Annotated in this window: 13 protein-coding genes; 8 read left to right on the top strand and 5 right to left on the bottom strand. The window is 63.1% G+C overall.

What is annotated here, in order from left to right:
• Window positions 1-2028, top strand: coding sequence for a response regulator (locus IFT80_RS03910; RefSeq protein ID WP_192136792.1), 2028 nt, complete (start codon window positions 1-3; stop codon window positions 2026-2028).
• A gap of 1 nt (window position 2029) precedes the next feature.
• On the opposite strand, the gene IFT80_RS03905 is transcribed toward IFT80_RS03910, so the two are convergent.
• The 5 genes from IFT80_RS03905 to IFT80_RS03885 all read right to left on the bottom strand — a co-directional run bounded on the left by IFT80_RS03905 (window position 2030) and on the right by IFT80_RS03885 (window position 10966).
• Window positions 2030-4123, bottom strand: coding sequence for a UvrD-helicase domain-containing protein (locus tag IFT80_RS03905; protein ID WP_244652281.1), 2094 nt, complete (start codon window positions 4121-4123; stop codon window positions 2030-2032).
• A gap of 985 nt (window positions 4124-5108) precedes the next feature.
• Window positions 5109-6749, bottom strand: a complete 1641-nt coding sequence (pgm, locus tag IFT80_RS03900; protein WP_192136791.1) for a phosphoglucomutase (alpha-D-glucose-1,6-bisphosphate-dependent) — start codon at window positions 6747-6749, stop codon at window positions 5109-5111.
• 148 nt (window positions 6750-6897) lie between these two features.
• Window positions 6898-8451 carry a galactarate dehydratase gene (gene garD / locus IFT80_RS03895; protein ID WP_192057108.1) on the bottom strand — a complete coding sequence of 518 codons (1554 nt, stop codon included), beginning with the start codon at window positions 8449-8451 and terminating at the stop codon, window positions 6898-6900.
• Window positions 8452-8538: 87 nt separating this feature from the next.
• Window positions 8539-9900 (bottom strand): MFS transporter, encoded by a 1362-nt coding sequence (locus tag IFT80_RS03890; RefSeq protein WP_122478149.1) that lies wholly within the window; start codon window positions 9898-9900, stop codon window positions 8539-8541.
• Between the two features lie 325 nt (window positions 9901-10225).
• The gene (locus IFT80_RS03885; RefSeq protein ID WP_122478282.1) at window positions 10226-10966 is read right to left on the bottom strand and encodes a FadR/GntR family transcriptional regulator; all 741 of its coding nucleotides are present in this window, start codon (window positions 10964-10966) and stop codon (window positions 10226-10228) included.
• 214 nt (window positions 10967-11180) lie between these two features.
• Here IFT80_RS03885 and IFT80_RS03880 point away from each other — a divergent pair, with 214 nt between their 5' ends.
• The 7 genes from IFT80_RS03880 (at window position 11181) to IFT80_RS03850 (ending at window position 17137) form a co-directional block, all read left to right on the top strand.
• Entirely contained in the window at window positions 11181-11543 is a 363-nt protein-coding gene (locus IFT80_RS03880) for a YkgJ family cysteine cluster protein (RefSeq protein ID WP_122797656.1), read from the top strand.
• 136 nt (window positions 11544-11679) lie between these two features.
• The gene (locus tag IFT80_RS03875; RefSeq protein WP_192056088.1) at window positions 11680-12531 is read left to right on the top strand and encodes an STAS domain-containing protein; all 852 of its coding nucleotides are present in this window, start codon (window positions 11680-11682) and stop codon (window positions 12529-12531) included.
• Between the two features lie 4 nt (window positions 12532-12535).
• Window positions 12536-12898 (top strand): STAS domain-containing protein, encoded by a 363-nt coding sequence (locus tag IFT80_RS03870; RefSeq protein WP_122478154.1) that lies wholly within the window; start codon window positions 12536-12538, stop codon window positions 12896-12898.
• Entirely contained in the window at window positions 12895-13299 is a 405-nt protein-coding gene (locus IFT80_RS03865; protein WP_122715337.1) for an anti-sigma regulatory factor, read from the top strand. Before IFT80_RS03870 ends, IFT80_RS03865 begins: the two co-directional genes overlap by 4 nt.
• Window positions 13290-14306, top strand: a complete 1017-nt coding sequence (locus tag IFT80_RS03860) for an ATP-binding protein (protein ID WP_192136790.1) — start codon at window positions 13290-13292, stop codon at window positions 14304-14306. The genes IFT80_RS03865 and IFT80_RS03860 overlap by 10 nt, the downstream gene beginning before the upstream one ends.
• Entirely contained in the window at window positions 14299-15174 is an 876-nt protein-coding gene (locus IFT80_RS03855) for a sensor histidine kinase (protein ID WP_122478158.1), read from the top strand. The genes IFT80_RS03860 and IFT80_RS03855 overlap by 8 nt, the downstream gene beginning before the upstream one ends.
• Window positions 15164-17137 (top strand): response regulator, encoded by a 1974-nt coding sequence (locus IFT80_RS03850; RefSeq protein WP_192057111.1) that lies wholly within the window; start codon window positions 15164-15166, stop codon window positions 17135-17137. The genes IFT80_RS03855 and IFT80_RS03850 overlap by 11 nt, the downstream gene beginning before the upstream one ends.
• Window positions 17138-17150: the final 13 nt, after the last annotated feature.

Below are 17150 nucleotides of genomic sequence, written 5' to 3'. Positions count from 1 at the left end.
ATGTCGATACCCACATCGGAACGAGTGCTGGTGCTTGCCCCCATGGGACGCGACAGCCAGGTGGCCCTGCAGATTCTGAGACAGGCGGGTATTCAAGGCATCGCCGTGGCCGACGTCGACGATCTCTGTGCGCACCTGCAGCGCGAAGGCGCAGGTGTCTGCATTGTCGCCAACGAAGCGCTGTCCGAAGCCAGGATGCAGCCGTTGCTGGTGTACCTGAGCCAGCAGCCGGCCTGGTCCGACTTGCCGATCGTGCTGATGACCCATCAACGCGCGGCCGATCAGGCGCAGTCCATGCTGCTCGCTGCGCGCCTGGGCAACGTCACGTTCGTGGAACGCCCGTTTCACCCGCTGACCTTGATCAGCCTGGCCAAGACGGCCATTCGTGGTCGGCGCCGTCAATATGAAGCGCGTGACCGTCTGCTGGACCTGAGCGAAAGTGAACAGCGTTTGCAGCACGCCATGAGTGCCGGGCGCCTGGGAGCCTGGGAACTGACCTGCAACCCGCTGCAGTTGAACTGCTCGGACCGGACCCGCACCCACTACGGCATCGAGCCCAGCACCCGTTTCGACTACTCAGACTGGCTGCTGTGCGTGCATCCGGGCGATCAGGCCATGATGCAGGAGGCGCTGATCAACAGCCTGCAGCTGGGCGCCGACTTCGCCTTGCAGTTCCGCAACAGCTGGCCTGACGGTTCAGTGCATTGGGTGGACATGCGCGCCCGCGCCATTCCCGACAGGCAGGGACGCATCCAGGCACTGGTCGGGGTTACCACCGATATCACCGAACAGAAAGCCGCCGAACAACAGTTGCGTGAACTCAACGGCAATCTGGAACAGCAGGTCGAGGAACGCACGGCCCAGGTACGGATCAACGAAGAGGCCCTGCGCCAGGCGCAGAAAATGGAAGCGGTGGGCCAGTTGACCGGCGGTATCGCCCACGACTTCAACAACATGCTCACCGGCATCATCGGCAGCCTGGAGCTGATGCGCCGACGCCTGAGCCGCAACCAGCTCGACGACCTGCCCAAGCTGATCGACATGGGTATCAGCTCGGCCAACCGCGCCGCATCCCTCACTCACCGCCTGCTGGCGTTTTCCCGCCGCCAGTCACTGGATTCCAAGCCAGTCCAGGTGAACGGACTGGTGCAGTCGATGGAAGAACTGCTGCACCGCAGCCTCAATGAGAGCATTGCGCTGCGCATGCACCTGGATCCCGAACTGTGGATAGCCGAGGCGGACCCCCATCAACTGGAAAGTGCCCTGCTCAACCTGGTGATCAATGCCCGCGATGCCATGCCAGGGCGTGGCGAAGTGATCGTCGAAACGGCCAACCGGCACCTCGATGAAAGCTTTACCAGTGCGCACCAGAACCTGGCACCGGGCGACTACATCCTGCTCAGTGTGAGCGACACCGGGTCGGGGATGGACCAGGCCGTGATCAATCGCGCATTCGATCCATTCTTCACCACCAAGCCCATTGGCCAGGGCACTGGCCTGGGCCTGTCGATGATCTACGGGTTCAGCAAGCAGTCGCGGGGCCACGTGGCGATCCAAAGCACCCCCGGCCAGGGCACCACGGTGCAGCTCTACCTGCCGCGCTGCTATGCCTCGCAACTGCCCCAGGCCACTGCGCCGGTGATCGAATCGCCGATGGCCACCAATGGCGAAACGGTTTTGATCGTCGAGGATGACCATGCCGTGCGCAGCCTGGTGTGCGAAGTCCTGCGCGAATTGGGTTACTGCTATCTGGAGGCAGCCGATGCCAGCGCCGCGCAGCCGATCCTGGCGTCCGGGCAGCGCATCGACCTGTTGATCAGCGATGTCGGCCTGCCCGGCATGAACGGTCGGCAACTGGCCGAAGTCGCGCGCCACCTGCGGCCGGGACTCAAGGTGCTGTTCATCACCGGCTATGCCCAGCACGCCGAAGTGCGCGCCGGCTTTCTCGATGACGGCATGCAGATGATCACCAAGCCGTTCGCGTTCGACGTGCTCACGGCCAAGGTGCGAGAGATGTCCCAGGCCTGAATCAGCGCTTGGGCTTGGTCCGCACATCGTTGAAGCACGGCATTCTGGCGTCCACTCGATCCGAGGCGCGGGCGCCTGGTTTGGCAGCGGTTTCCACATACCAATAGCAGCTGTGGATGGCCCGGGTGATCCCGACATAGGCCAGGCGCAGCGCTTCCTCGTGCTGGGCACTGTCGTAGCCGTCCACCTGCCCCGCCTGCGCCAGGCCCGCCAGGGCATAGACCTGGTTCTTGTAGGGCGAGCGACTGGCGTACTGGCAATCGCCCAGCAGGAAGACCGCGTCAGCCTGCAAACCTTTGGCGCTGTGGAACGTGAGCTGGCGCAAACGGCGTTGCTCGACTGGCAACGCTTGATCTGCCTGCAACAGGCCCTGGATATGCTCGGCCAAGGCCTGGCGGTCACTGTTGCGACGGTAGAGCACCAGAATCGAGTCGCCTGCAGCGTGATGCTCGGCGGCGCGGCGCGCCAGATCGGCAAGGTCTCGACTCAAGAGAATCACAGGCGATGGCTCGCGATCGAATACGCGGCGGGCCAGAGCCTTCTTGCCGGGTATGGCCGGTGCCGCCGCCACGATATGCTCGGCGGCGTCGATGATCGCCTGATGGCTGCGGTAGTTGTCGATCAGCAGTACACGCGTGTGCTTGTGAGCGCTGAAGGTGCGGTTGAACTGCATGAAGTAGCTTGGGTTACTGCCGCGCCAGCCATAGATCGACTGCCAGTCGTCGCCAACGCACATCAGCGAGCTGTGCTGCGCGGCTCGCTCACCGGCCAACGCGGTGCTGCGGCGCAGGATTTCCGCAAGGCTGGCCCTCAACCAGCCCACGATCTGTGCGGAAATGTCCTGGAATTCATCGACGAGCAGATGGGACATGGGGCGCAGTGCGTCGTCAGGCAGTTGGCTGACCCGCGAGCCTGGCCCTTCGCCAAGCAAGGCGAACATGCGATTGAACAGCATGACTGGCGGCGTCTGGTTGTGCAGATGCGCTTCGAGTGCCGGCCAGAACAGGCGCAAGGCCGCGAAAAAGTCCGCTTCGGAATCTCCGGCGTTCCAGCTCATCCGGTCGATGGCGTCGACGACCTGCACTCCGAGGTTCTCGATGAAGGTCGCGGCAGCCACGAAACAGTCCAGCAGCGGCGCCGGGGCGAGTTCGCCGGGCAACTGGTATTCGAACCCGGGCCCGGTCAACCCTTTGCTGTTCAAGGCTGCCAAAGCCTTCTTGGCATCGGAAGGATTATCCAGCCATATCAGTGGCTTATCACAGAAAGCTTGAAACAGGGTGCGCTTGACTGCCCATTCGCCCCAGATTGGAATCTTGGCCGTGGGCCGGGTGAGTTGGGCATCGGTACCGGGTTCGAACCCTAACACGACCCAGGTGTTCAACCGTGCAATGTAACCATGCGCATGAAAGGTAAAACCTTTTATATCAATGGCTTGTCGATCTATCTTGATCCCTTTTATAGGCCAGGCATCCTGCGCACGCCAGTGTTCTTCGATCAAGTCACACAGTTCGGCGTCGCGAGCGCTGGCTAGGCTGAGGGCTTTGAGCCGCTTCTGCACGTCGGGATCCTGCGGGTCCAGCTTGCGCAGTTGGGCGGCGCTCGCGCGCAAGCTGCCGACGTGACCACTGAACGAAGGATCGCTACTCATGAGGCTGCGATAGCATTCGTTCATCAACTGACGCTGGGTGTCGTTGAGCCGCAGTTGGAACGGATTCGCTTCCTCGCTACCTGTTGCGGCCGCTCCGAGGTTTTCGAAAGCGCGCACTTCAGCCAGCCCAGGCAGCGCGTGAATCAACGGCAGAACCAGGGAATGATAGGTTCTGACCACTTCACGTACTTTCTCGAATACGTAAGGTACTTCCCACATATCAAAGACTTGGCACAACTTCTTGATAAAGTCTCGACGTGACTCCCGGGTAAAGGTCACCACGCTCAGGCTGTCGAGTTCGAAGCCCATGTAGTGGTGCAGCACCAGCACGCGCAGTACCAGCGATGTGGATTTACCTGCACCTGCACCAGCCACCACGCACGTGGCGGGTGTCGTGCTGAAGATCATTTTCCACTGCGCGGCGCTCGGCTGGGCGTGTTCGGGCAAGCATGCAGCGACGTCAGCCTTAATGGTTTTCTTCAGTGCTGGCGTCAGCTCGAGCTGCCAGGGCGCGAAGAGCAACGGCTGTGGCGTTTGTGAGTTGACGGGTTTTTTCGGCGCGCGGGGTGGCCGTTTCGACTGTGACTCGGGGGGTGGTTCGACAGGCGGGGCCGGCGCGGTAGCTTCTGTGAGCGGCGTGTGAAACCAGGCGTCACGCTGCTGCGAGCGCAGCCAACGCCAGCCCCGGGCGATCAGGCCTGGGGCTTGACGGTCTTTGTCGGTAGGTTGCGATGACACGAAAACTCCTGGGCATATCGCGAGGACCGCAATATACCAAAGATCCCACCTTCAAACGCTGCACACCCTCCGTAGCAGCGGCGCAAGCCGCGTCGGCGGCCTGTGCGGTGTACCTGACCCACCGCAGCGCCCTCTTCGCGGCCGATGACCGCTCCTACGCGATATCGAATTCCCTGTAGGAGCGGTCCGTGGCCGCGAACCGGGCGACTCGGTCTATCAGATACTCCGCACCGCCTTCTTCGCGGCCGATGACCGCTCCTACGCGATACCGGATTTCCTGTAGGAGCGGTCCGCGGCCGCGAAACGGGCGACTCGGTCTATCAGATACTCCGCAGTGCCCTCTTCGCGGCCGATGACCGATCCTACGCGATACCGGATTTCCTGTAGGAGCGGTCCGCGGCCGCGAAACGGGCGACTCGGTCTATCAGATACTCCGCAGTGCCCTGTTCGCGGCCGATGACCGCTCCTACGAGATGCCGGATTTCCTGTAGGAGCGGTCCGCGGCCGCGAAACGGGCGACTCGGTCTATCAGATACTCCGCAGCGCCCCCTTCGCGGCCGATGACCGCTCCTACGCGATACCGAATTCCCTGTAGGAGCGGTCCGTGGCCGCGAAACGGTCGACTCGGTCTATCAGATACTCCGCAGCGCCCCTTCGCGGCCGATGCCCGCCACCACGGGAGGTGCGTGCGGGATCAACCGATGGCGGAATCCACCAGCACCTGCGCTTCGGCTACCAGACGCTGCAGATGCGCCTCGTCGATGAAGCTTTCGGCGTAGATCTTGTAGATGTCTTCAGTGCCCGAGGGACGCGCGGCGAACCAGCCGTTGGCCGTGATGACTTTCAAGCCACCGATGGCCTGCCCATTGCCTGGCGCATGGCTGAGGATCTGCTCGATCGGCTCACCGGCCAACTCCGTGGACTTCACCTGCTCGGGCGACAGCTTGCTCAAGGCCGCCTTCTGCTGCGGATTCGCCTTGGCCTCCACGCGCGTAGAGAACGGCTCGCCCAGGCTCTGCGTCAGTGCCTCATACGCCTGGCTCGGATCGCGCCCCGTACGTGCGGTCATTTCAGCGGCCAACAGGGCCGGGATCAACCCGTCCTTGTCGGTGGTCCAGACACTGCCGTCCATGCGCAGGAACGACGCACCGGCGCTCTCTTCACCGCCGAACCCCAGCGAGCCATCGAACAGACCGTCGGCGAAATACTTGAAGCCCACCGGCACTTCATGCAGACGACGCCCCAGGCGCGCAGTGACGCGGTCGATCATGCCGCTGCTGACCACGGTCTTGCCCACGGCTGCGTCGGCGCGCCACTGCGGACGATTCTGGAACAGATAGTCGATGGCCACCGCCAGGTAGTTGTTGGGTGCCAGCAGCCCGCCCGTCGGGGTGACGATGCCATGACGGTCGTGATCGGGATCGCAGGCAAAGGCCACGTCGAAGCGGTCCTTCAGGCCGATCAGCCCCTGCATGGCGTAGCTGGACGATGGGTCCATGCGAATCTGGCCGTCCCAGTCCACGCACATGAAGCGGAAGGTGGCATCGACTTCGGTGTTCACCACCTGCAGGTCGAGCTGATAGTGCTCGGCAATGGCCGACCAGTAGCGCACACCTGCCCCACCCAGCGGATCCACACCCAAGCGCAGGCCGGCCTTGCGGATGACGTCGAAGTCGATCACGTTGACCAGGTCGGCCACGTAGTGACCGATGTAGTCGTGCCGGTGAGTCGTGGCAGCCTTCAGCGCCTGCTCGTGAGGCATGCGCTTGACGCCGCGCAGGTCATCGGCAAGCAGCTCGTTGGCCTTGGCTTCGATCCACTTGGTCACGTCACCGTCGGCCGGGCCGCCATTGGGTGGGTTGTACTTGAAACCACCGCTTTGCGGAGGGTTGTGCGACGGCGTGATGACCACACCGTCCGCCAGGCCGCTGCTGCGCTCACGGTTGTAGCAGATGATCGCGTGGGAGACCGCCGGTGTCGGGGTGTATTCGTCGTCCTTGGACAACATCACCTGCACGCCATTGGCGGCGAACACTTCAAGGGCGCTGGCGCCTGCCGGGGTCGACAGCGCGTGGGTGTCGATGCCGACGAACAGCGGGCCGTCGATCCCATTGCTGCTGCGGTAGAGGCAGATCGCCTGGCTGATCGCCAGCACATGGGCCTCGTTGAAGCTCAAGTCGAACGAGCTGCCGCGGTGCCCCGAGGTCCCGAACGCCACACGCTGAGTGGGCTCGCTTGCATCCGGCTGGCCGGTGTAATAGGCCGTGACCAGACGCGGGATGTCGATCAGCAGCTGGGCTGGAGCAGGTTTGCCCGCAAACGGACTGAGCTTCATGCAAAAACCTCTAGTGTAGGTACCGAAACGGAGAATGACAGTTTAGTGGCACTTCGACACTGGAGGTAGCTATTTGATTCCCTTTTTTGACGCTTCTTTTGTCGAACCGACCGGCAGCAGGTTGCCTGCTGCCCTTCGGGACGCCTGATCAGGTGATCGGCGCGGGGTTGAACAAGGTGATGTCGTTGTGCAGGCGATAGCGCTCGGCCCACGTCTGTTTTTCACCGCTGGCCACGGCCAGGTAGTAATGGAACAGCTCCCAGCCCAGTTCCTCGATGGTCGCCCGCCCGGTGGCAATGCGCCCGGCGTCGATATCGATGAGGTCAGGCCAGCGCTCGGCCAGCTCGGTGCGGGTAGACACTTTCACCACCGGCGTCATCGCCAGGCCGTAGGGAGTGCCGCGCCCCGTGGTGAACACGTGCAGGTTCATCCCCGCAGCCAATTGCAGCGTGCCGCAAACGAAGTCGCTGGCGGGCGTGGCGCAGTAGATCAGGCCTTTGCGGTTGACCCGTTCGCCCGGACCGAGCACACCGTTGATGGCGCTGCTGCCCGATTTGACGATCGACCCTAGGGACTTCTCGACGATGTTGGACAAACCGCCTTTCTTGTTCCCCGGTGTGGTGTTGGCACTGCGGTCCGCCGCACCGCGTTCCAGATAATTGTCGTACCAGTCCATCTCGCGCACGAGCTGGGTAGCCACTTCGTGGGTTTCGGCCCGCGAGGTGAGCATATAGATGGCATCGCGCACCTCGGTGACCTCGGAGAACATCACCGTGGCCCCGGCGCGAACCAGCAGGTCGGAGGCGAAGCCCAGGGCCGGGTTGGCGGTGATCCCGGAGAACGCATCGCTACCGCCACACTGCATGCCCAGGATCAGCTCGCTGGCGGGCACCGTTTCGCGACGCCGACGGTCCAGCTTGGCCAGCCGCGTCTCGGCCAGCGCCATGATCTGCTCGACCATTTCACCGAAGCCATGCCCGGAGTCCTGCAGGCGGTACAGCCACGGCTCGCTCAGGTCTACCGAGGGATCGTCCTCGTGCATAACCTGCCCGGCCTGCAACTTTTCGCAACCCAGGCCGATCACCAGGGCTTCGCCACCCAGGTTCGGGTTGCGCGCCAGGTTGCGTACGGTGCGAATCGGAATGTAGGCATCGCGCGCATTGATGGCCACGCCGCAGCCGTAGCTATGGGTCAGCGCCACCACGTCGTCGACGTGGGGGTACTTGGGCAGCAGCTCTTCGCGAATGCGCTTAACCGCGTGGTCCAGCACTCCGGTCACGCACTGCACCGTGGTGGTGATCCCCAGAATATTGCGCGTACCCACGGTACCGTCGGCATTGCGGTAGCCCTGGAAGGTGAAGCCATCCAGCGGCGGCAGAGCCGGCGGTACCGCGTCGGACATCGGCAGGCTGTCCAACGGCGGCGCCGAAGGCATGGCCAGCTGGCTTTCCTTGACCCAACTGCCTTGACGGATCGGCTCCAGTGCGTAGCCGATGATCTGACCGTAACGCACCACAGCACCGCCCTCGGCGATGTTGACGGTGGCGACCTTGTGGCTCTGCGGCACACCTTCGATGACCGTCAGGCCATCGGGAAAACGGCTGCCTTCGGCCACGCCCTGATCGTTGACCACGACCACGACGTTATCGTCTGCGTGCAGGCGCACGTAGCGGGGAGAATCGGAATGTTCGATCAATTGCATGGCTTGGCCCTTCCAATCAATTCAGGCTGAATCCAGAGCCGCGTACCGGCAGTGCCGGCCGCGGTCTTGTCGTTGGCTGCAGACGCTTCAGGGACGAGCGGCATTGAGCTGCGGTGCATCGTCGACGACCGGGTCGCCGTTCTCTTCGCGCAGTACCACGCGCTTGATCGGGCCGACAATCACCAGGTAGCTGAACACCGCTACCAGGGCATTGGCACCGACGTAGACCAGCGCGTACTTGAACGAGCCGGTGGCACTGATGATGTAGCCGATCACGATCGGCGTGGTGATGGACGCCACGTTACCGAACATGTTGAACAAGCCGCCGCTGATCCCGGCGATCTGCTTGGGCGAAGTGTCGGACACCACGGCCCAGCCCAGCGCACCCACGCCCTTGCCGAAGAACGCCAAAGCCATGAACGCCACCACCATCCATTCGGCCTGCACATAGTTGCAGATCACCATGGTGGTCGACAGCATCAGGCCGCAGACGATCGGCGTCTTGCGCGCGAAGGTCAGGGAATGGCCGCGACGCAGCAGGCTGTCCGAGATGACCCCGCCCAACACGCCACCGATGAAGCCGCAGATGGCCGGCAGCGAGGCAATGAAGCCTGCCTTGAGGATGGTCATGCCGCGTTCCTGGACCAGGTACACCGGAAACCAGGTGAGGAAGAAGTAGGTGATGCCGTTGATGCAGAACTGCCCCAGGTACACACCAAGCATCATGCGCGTGGTCAGCAGTTGGCGAATGTAGTTCCACTTCGGCTTGGACTTGCCGCCCTTGGCCTGGTCCATGTCCACCAGCCCGCCGTTCTGCTCTATGAACTCCAGCTCTTCGGCACTGACGCTTGGGTGTTCCTTGGGATTGTGGATGTACTTGAGCCATACGCCCGAAAAGAGGATGCCCAGGCCGCCCATGACCACGAAGACATGCTCCCAGCCCCAGGAGTGCACGATCCAGCCCATCAGCGGAGCGAACAGCACCGTGGCGAAGTATTGCGCCGAGTTGAAGATCGCCGACGCCGTGCCGCGCTCGGCGGTCGGGAACCAGGCCGCAACGATGCGTGCGTTACCGGGAAACGACGGCGCTTCGGCTGCGCCGACCAGAAAGCGCAGCATGAACAGCGCGATCACCGCGTTGGCCATCGGCAGGTAGCCGACGAACCCCTGCATTACCGTGAACAGCGACCAAAGGAAAATGCTCCAGGCGTACACCTTCTTCGAGCCGAAGCGGTCGAGCAACCAGCCACCGGGGATCTGCAGCAGGACGTAAGCCCAACCGAACGCGGAGAAGATATAGCCGAGGGTGACGGCGTCGATGCCCAGGTCTTTCTGCAGACTGGCACCGGCGATGGAAATGGTGGCGCGATCCGCGTAGTTCAGTGTTGTCACCACGAACAACAGGAACAGGATCATGTAGCGCACATGCGTCTTCTTCGTCGCTGGCATGCGAAGGTACTCCCACGAGTTATTTTTATGCGGGTAGAGGGTATGAAGCCGGGTATTTCAGGTGTCGCTGACTCAGCCGGGCTGCAAACCATGGCCCTGTAGGACGGAGGAAGTCGGACAACAGCGGGAAGACATCACGTGGATAATCATGGTTGCAGCACCCTGGACGTTGGAATTATTAGGGGACACCGGTCTGTGCCGGTACTGCAGTTACGTTATCGTACAACGCTGATTATATCCATACCTCGGAGATGAATTATTTCCAAAGATGTAGCGATGTGGGCGGGAAGTCATCGTACTACGTTGCAGGCGCTGACTTGGAGGGTCAGATGGACAGATCTTCGTGCGCCTTGACCACGCGCGCCCGGCTGTTGGCCAGATGGATGCGCATCGCGGCGCGGGCGGCATCATAGTCACAGCGGGCGACCGCTTCGAAGATGTGCGCATGTTCGCGGACCAGCCGTTCGTGTTTCTGCTGGCGGTCCAGACGTGCGATGGCCACGGTGTCCAGGCGTGCACGGGGAAACATGCTGGTGCCGAAATGCGTGATGATGTCGGCGAAATAGCGGTTGTTGGAAGCCTGGGCGATCTGCAGGTGGAACTGGAAGTCGGAGACGATGGACCCGCTGGTGTCGGACGCCTGTTCGAAGCGCTTCAGCGCGTCTTCGATACACGCCAACTGGTCGTCGCTGCGCCGCAGTGCCGCCAACCCCGCCGCTTCGATCTCGAAACTGATGCGCACATCGAGAATGGCGATGACGTCCTGCAGGGTGACGATAGTGGCCGGGTCCAGGCGCGATACGGTCGAACCCGGGACGTTGAGGACGAAGGTGCCGATGCCGCGACGGGTTTCGACGATGCCCGACACCTGCAGGCGGGACAGTGCCTCGCGCACGGTAGCCCGGCTTACACCGCCCACCGCCATCAATTCGAGTTCGGTGGGCAGCTTGTCTCCGGGCTTGACCACACCCTGGCTGATCATCCTGCAGACATCGTCCACCAGGCTCTGCGCCAGGTTGCCCGGCCTGCGACGCGTGATGTCGGCGGTGACGATGTCGTTGCTCATGGCGGCGCGATCATGGCTGGAAAAGGAAAACCGATCATATATCAGCAAGTTGTGTGATGACAGCGCGAACATGCCGCCTTTCGAGGTGTTCGCGGTAGGTGCGGCGCCCTTGAAATATACCTTGAACCCCCCCTTCCCAACCGCTACGGCAGGCCTAGAATGGCGGCGTGGTCGCGGTCCCCAATAACGCTGTTGCCCCCCCTCCCGAGCCAACATGTCCAAAGCCAATCCCTGCCTTGAGTGCGGCGCCTGCTGCGCGCATTTCCGTGTGTCCTTCTATTGGGGCGAATGCCAGTCTGCGGGCGGCCTGGTGCCTGACGAGCAGGTCATTCAGGTCACCCACAATCGGGTGGCGATGCTCGGCACCGACGCCAAGCCCACGCGCTGCGTCGCCCTCGCCGGCGAGGTGGGCAAGGTCGGAATCGGTTGTACGATGTATGCCCAGCGCTCCAGTACCTGCCGCGAGTTCGACGCTTCCTGGGAACACGGCGAACATAACCCGGCGTGCGACAAGGCGCGTGCAGCCCATGGCTTGCCGCCGTTGCCGGAGCCGGTCATGACCCTCCTCGCCAGCTAGCCGGTTCAAGCGCCGCGCTCTGCGCCGAGAGCAGCCGGATGCCGTGCGCTTTTGGCCATCGACGGGATTCGGCGTTTAGCAGATAATCGGCCATCATTACGCTATCTCGCCCCATCTCTGTACCAGGAGTTCTTGCATGGCCGCGCTGAACACGCAAACCGTTGACGCTTTCAAATCCCAGCAAAATGCCATTGTCGAGCAGTGGCTCGCAGGCCTTGAAGCCAGCGGAGCGACGCGCAACATCAAGGAAGCCGACCTTCGGCAGCAGAGCAGCGAGCTGCTCAGCCAGTTGATCATCGCCCTGGAAACCAGTCAGACCCACAACATTGCCGGCAGCCAATGGGCCGATGTCCGTCAGGTACTGGAGAAACTGTCCCACAGCCGCGCGCTGCTGGGCCACGACTCGCACCAGACCGCGCATTTCATCTTTGCCCTCAAGCGCCCGCTGTTCGCCGTGCTGCAGGCAGCGTACGCCAGCCATCCGGCCGAGCTTGCCGAGCAGGTGCTGCTGGTCTCGGACCTGCTCGACGGGCTGGGCATGCACACCATCCGCACTTTCCAAAAGTCCCGCGAGATGGTCATCAAGCGTCAGCAGGAAGAACTGCTCGAACTCTCCACCCCCGTCGTCAAGCTGTGGGAAGGCGTACTGGCCCTGCCGATGATCGGCACGCTGGACTCGCAGCGTACCCAGGTGGTGATGGAATCGCTGTTGCAGCGCATCGTCGACACCGGCTCGGAAATAGCCATCATTGATATCACCGGGGTGCCGACGGTCGACACCCTGGTGGCCCAGCATCTGCTCAAGACAGTCACCGCCATTCGCCTGATGGGTGCCGATTGCATCATCAGCGGCGTGCGCCCGCAGATCGCTCAGACCATCGTCCATCTGGGCCTGGACCTGCAAGGCGTGGTCACCAAGGCCAATCTGGCAGACGCCCTGGCCCTGGCCTTGCGCCGCCTGAACCTGACCGTCAGCAAGGCGGTTTGAGCCCATGGAACGCATCCCTATATTGCAGATGGGCGCGTACCTGCTGGTGACCATCCAGGTCGACATGCACGATCAACTGGCGCTGGCGCTGCAGGATGACCTGTCGGAAAAGATCAGCAAGACTTCGGCCCGGGGCGTATTGATCGACATTTCCGCACTGGACATGGTCGATTCGTTCATCGGCCGGATGATCGGCACCATCTCCGGCCTGTCGCGGATCATGGACGCCGAAACCGTGCTGGTCGGCATGCAGCCCGCCGTGGCGATCACGCTGGTCGAGCTGGGCATGAACCTGCCGGGCGTGAGCACCGCGCTGAACGTGGAGCGCGGCATGCGCCTGCTGCAGGCACGGGTGAACGGCTCATGAACATCGAGAGCAGCGGCAGTCAACCGGTGCGCCTCGAACAGGACGTGGTGCTGGCCCGCCAGACGGCGCGCAAGTTGGCCCAGGACTGCGGCATGCGCCTGATCGACCTGACCAAGCTGGTGACGGCGGTCAGCGAGCTGGCGCGCAACACCGTGGTCTATGGCGGTGGCGGCGACATGGACTGGCAAATTCTCGATGACGGGGTGCGCAAAGGCCTGCGCCTGACGTTTCGCGACGAAGGCCCGGGCATCCCCGATCTGAAACTGGCACTGACCGATGGCTGGACCTCGGGCAACGGGCTTGGCCTGGGCCTGACCGGTGCACGTCGCCTGGTCGAGGAGTTCGAACTGGATACCGCGCCTGGCCAGGGCACTCGCGTGACGATCACTCGATGGACCTGACCTTGCGCAGTGTCATCACCCAGGTGATCGCACTGCAGGACCCCAGCCAGGTAGGCGAAGCCCGCCGTGCCGCGCAGAACATGGCGCAGACCCAGGGCCTCGACGAAACCGACTGCGGCCGCGTGGCGCTGTTGGCCACCGAGCTGGCCAGCAATATCCTCAAGCATGCCGGCCACGGCGAGCTGCACCTGCGTGCCCTGCCCCATCCAACTTCACCGGGTGTGGAACTGCTGGCAGTGGACCGCGGCACTGGTTTCGAGCTGCACGAGTGCATGGCCGACGGCTATTCCACGCGCGGCACTCAAGGCATCGGCCTCGGCGCGCTGGCGCGGCAGTCGGAAGTGTTCGATGCGTACAGCGACGCCCGCGGTTCAGTAGTGCTGGCACGCCTGTACCGCAAGCGCGACAAGCTCGCCGACCTGCGCCTGGGCGTGACCCAGCGCTCGCTGCACGACGACCCGGCGTGTGGCGATGCCTGGCAGGTAACGTTCGCCGGCGAGGGTATCAGCGCCGTGGTGGTCGATGGTCTCGGTCATGGCGAAGAGGCCGAAAAGGCCGCACGCGCAGGTTGCCAGGCGTTCGCTCAGGCACCGTTCGCACGGCCCGAACATGTGCTCGACGACATGCACCAGGCCATGAACGGCACACGCGGTGGCGCAGTGGCCGTTGCCCAGTTCGAATACCACGCCGGGCAACTGCGTTTCGCCGGCATCGGCAACATCGGCGCCACGCTGCTATCGCCGGGCAAGAGCCGCGGACTGGCGTCCCATCCGGGCATCGTCGGCGGACAGTTCCGTCGCGCGCAAGCCTTCACGTTCGACGAGGCGAACGAGCAGTTGCTCGTTCTGTACAGCGACGGGTTGCAGTCGCGCTGGAACATGGCCGACTACCCGGGCCTGGTCCACCTTCACCCCGCCATCATCGCGTCGGTGCTGTACCGCGACTTCTGTCGCGGCCGCGACGACATCACCGTATTGGTCATCGCTCTGGAGCCACCCCATGTCTGAACCCCTCGATCTGGATGCCGAGGCCAGTGCGGCATTGATCGCCCAACTGCGTGCCGAGGCCCAGGCCTTGCGTGACGAACTGGATGAAACCAACCAGGGCGTGCTGGCACTGTATGGCGAACTCGACGGCCAGGCTGAGGAACTGCGCCAGGCTTCGGACCTAAAGAGCCGCTTCCTGTCCTACATGAGCCACGAATTCCGCACCCCGCTGGGCTCGATCCTGAGCATTACCGGCCTGCTTGCCGATGAACTGGACGGCCCCTTGGCACCGGAGCAGCAGAAGCAGGTGAGTTTCATCACTCACGCCGCCCAGGAACTCAGCGACATGGTCGACGACCTGCTCGACCTGGCCAAGATCGAGGCAGGTCGGATCAGCATATCGCCGGCATGGTTCGACATGTTCGATCTGTTCTCGGCGTTGCGCGGCATGTTCCGGCCGATCGTCAATGCCAGCGCCGTGGACCTCATCTTCGAAGAGCCTGTCGGACTGCCACGCCTCTATACAGATGACAAGAAACTCGCGCAGATCCTGCGCAACTTCATTTCCAACTCGTTGAAGTTCACCCTCGCAGGTGAGGTGCGGGTGTCGGCCAGGCTGGAATCGCCATCGCAGATCCGCTTCGCCGTGAGCGATACCGGTATCGGCATTCCCGCCGAGCTGCATGGTACGTTGTTCGAGGACTTTGCCCAGATCGATTCGCCGGTGCAGAAACGCCTGCGCGGCACGGGCCTGGGCCTGTCGCTGTGCAAGCGCTTCGCCGAGTTGCTGGGCGGCACGGTTGGCGTGCAAAGCAGCCCGGGGGTGGGCTCGACATTCTTTGTGATCATTCCGTTGGCCATTGCGCCGGAGCCTGGCCATGACACCTGAAGTGCGGGTACTCATCGTCGACGACAACAGCGCCACTCGCTACGCGCTGCGGCGCCGATTGGAACGCCACGGCATCGTCATTCTGGAAGCCGGCACTGGCGGCGATGGCCTGGCGCTGATCGCCAGCGAGCAACTGGACGCGTTGATTCTCGACGTCAACCTGCCGGACATGAGCGGTTTCGACATCGTCCGACTGCTGCGCGCCAAGCCGGCCACCGCCCTGCTGCCGATCATCCATGTGTCGGCGGCGTCCATTCAGACCGGCGACATCATCACGGGTCTGGAAGCCGGAGCCGATGCGTACCTCATCCATCCAGTGGACGCCGACGTGCTGTTGGCCACCCTGCGCACTCTGCTGCGCGTGCGTGACACCGAGAACGCGCTGCGCGAAAGCGAGGCACGCTTTCGCGAGATTTTCGCCAACATCGCCGCGCCCATCGCGGTGATCGACGAGCAGCTGCAGGTGATCGAGTGCAATCATGCGTTCTCGCAACTGCTGCCTACCCCGGTGTCCCTCACCAGCCTGCAAGCGCAACTGGCGGCCGGGCAGGAAAGCGTGCTGGACGACCTGCAGGTGCGCTTGAGCAAAGGCGAACGCTGGCGTGGCAACCTGACCATCAGGGTCGACGATCAACTGCGTGAAACCGAATGGCAGGTCTCGCCCTATCGCGCACCCGGGCACAGCCTGGTGTTCATCGAGGATGTGACCGAGCACCGGCAGCGCGAGCGTCAGCAACAGATCCAGTTGGCAGACGCACAGACATTGTTGGCGCAGGAAGTGGCCGAGCGCGCGCGCACCGAGACGCAACTGTTGCAAGTGCAGAAAATGGACGCCTTGGGCAAGCTTACCGGGGGTATTGCGCATGACTTCAACAACCTGCTGACCGGCATCATCACGGCGCTGGAGCTGATCAAGAAGCGGGTCGAGCCCTCCGCTGTGCAAGGTGCCACCGGCAGCGTCGACAAAGCCGTGTCACGCTATGCCGATGCGGCGCTGCAGTCGGCAACCAATGCGGCCGCCCTCACCCATCGCATGCTGGCCTTCGCCCGCCAGCAGCCGCTCGATACGCGGCCGATCGCGATCAACCAGCATGTGCATTCGCTGGAAGACCTGTTGCGCCGCACCATCGGTGAACGGATCACCCTGAGCCTGGACCTGACCGACAGCGCAGCCATCGCCATGGTCGATCCGATCCAATTCGAGAATGCGGTGCTCAACCTGGTGATCAATGCCCGCGACGCGCTGCCCGAGGGCGGCAACATTCGTCTGTCGACCTTCGCCGCCTATTCGCGGGGCGACACACGCCTGGCCGATGGCGACTACGTGGTGCTGTCGGTGCGTGACGACGGTACCGGGATCGATCACAGCATCATCGACAAGGTCTTCGACCCGTTCTTCACCACCAAGGCCGTTGGCAAGGGTACGGGGTTGGGTCTGTCGACGATCTACGGATTTGCCCGGCAGTCCGGTGGCGATGTGCGAATCCGCAGCCTGCTTGGCCACGGCACCGAGGTCACCCTGATGCTGCCGGCTGGCCTGGCGCTGCTGCCGCAGCCCAGCGAGCCGGTGCAGTTGGAGAACCGCGGTAACGGTGAGCACTTGCTGGTGGTGGAAGACATGGCGTCGGTACGGATGTTCGTGGTTGAGGCGCTGATCGACGCAGGGTACCGCTGCACCGAGGTAGAAAGTGCGCTGGATGCATTGGATATCGTGCGCGATGACCCGTCGATCCAGCTGCTGTTGACCGACGTCGGCCTGCCGCAAATGAACGGCCGCGTTCTCGCCGACGCTGCTCGCGCCTTGCGTCCCGAACTGCCGGTGCTGTTCATGACCGGCTACGCGGAAAACGCCTTGGACCTGCAGACCTTCCTCGCTGAAGGCATGGACATGGTCATCAAGCCCTTCCGCATGGGCGACCTGGTCGGCCGCATCACCCACCTCCTCGAACGCGATCCCCTGTAGCAGCGGCGCGAGC

This window comes from Pseudomonas sp. CFBP 8771 (assembly GCF_014841695.1).
Classification (GTDB): domain Bacteria; phylum Pseudomonadota; class Gammaproteobacteria; order Pseudomonadales; family Pseudomonadaceae; genus Aquipseudomonas; species Aquipseudomonas baltica.
This window is presented reverse-complemented; position numbering and strand designations above follow the sequence as displayed.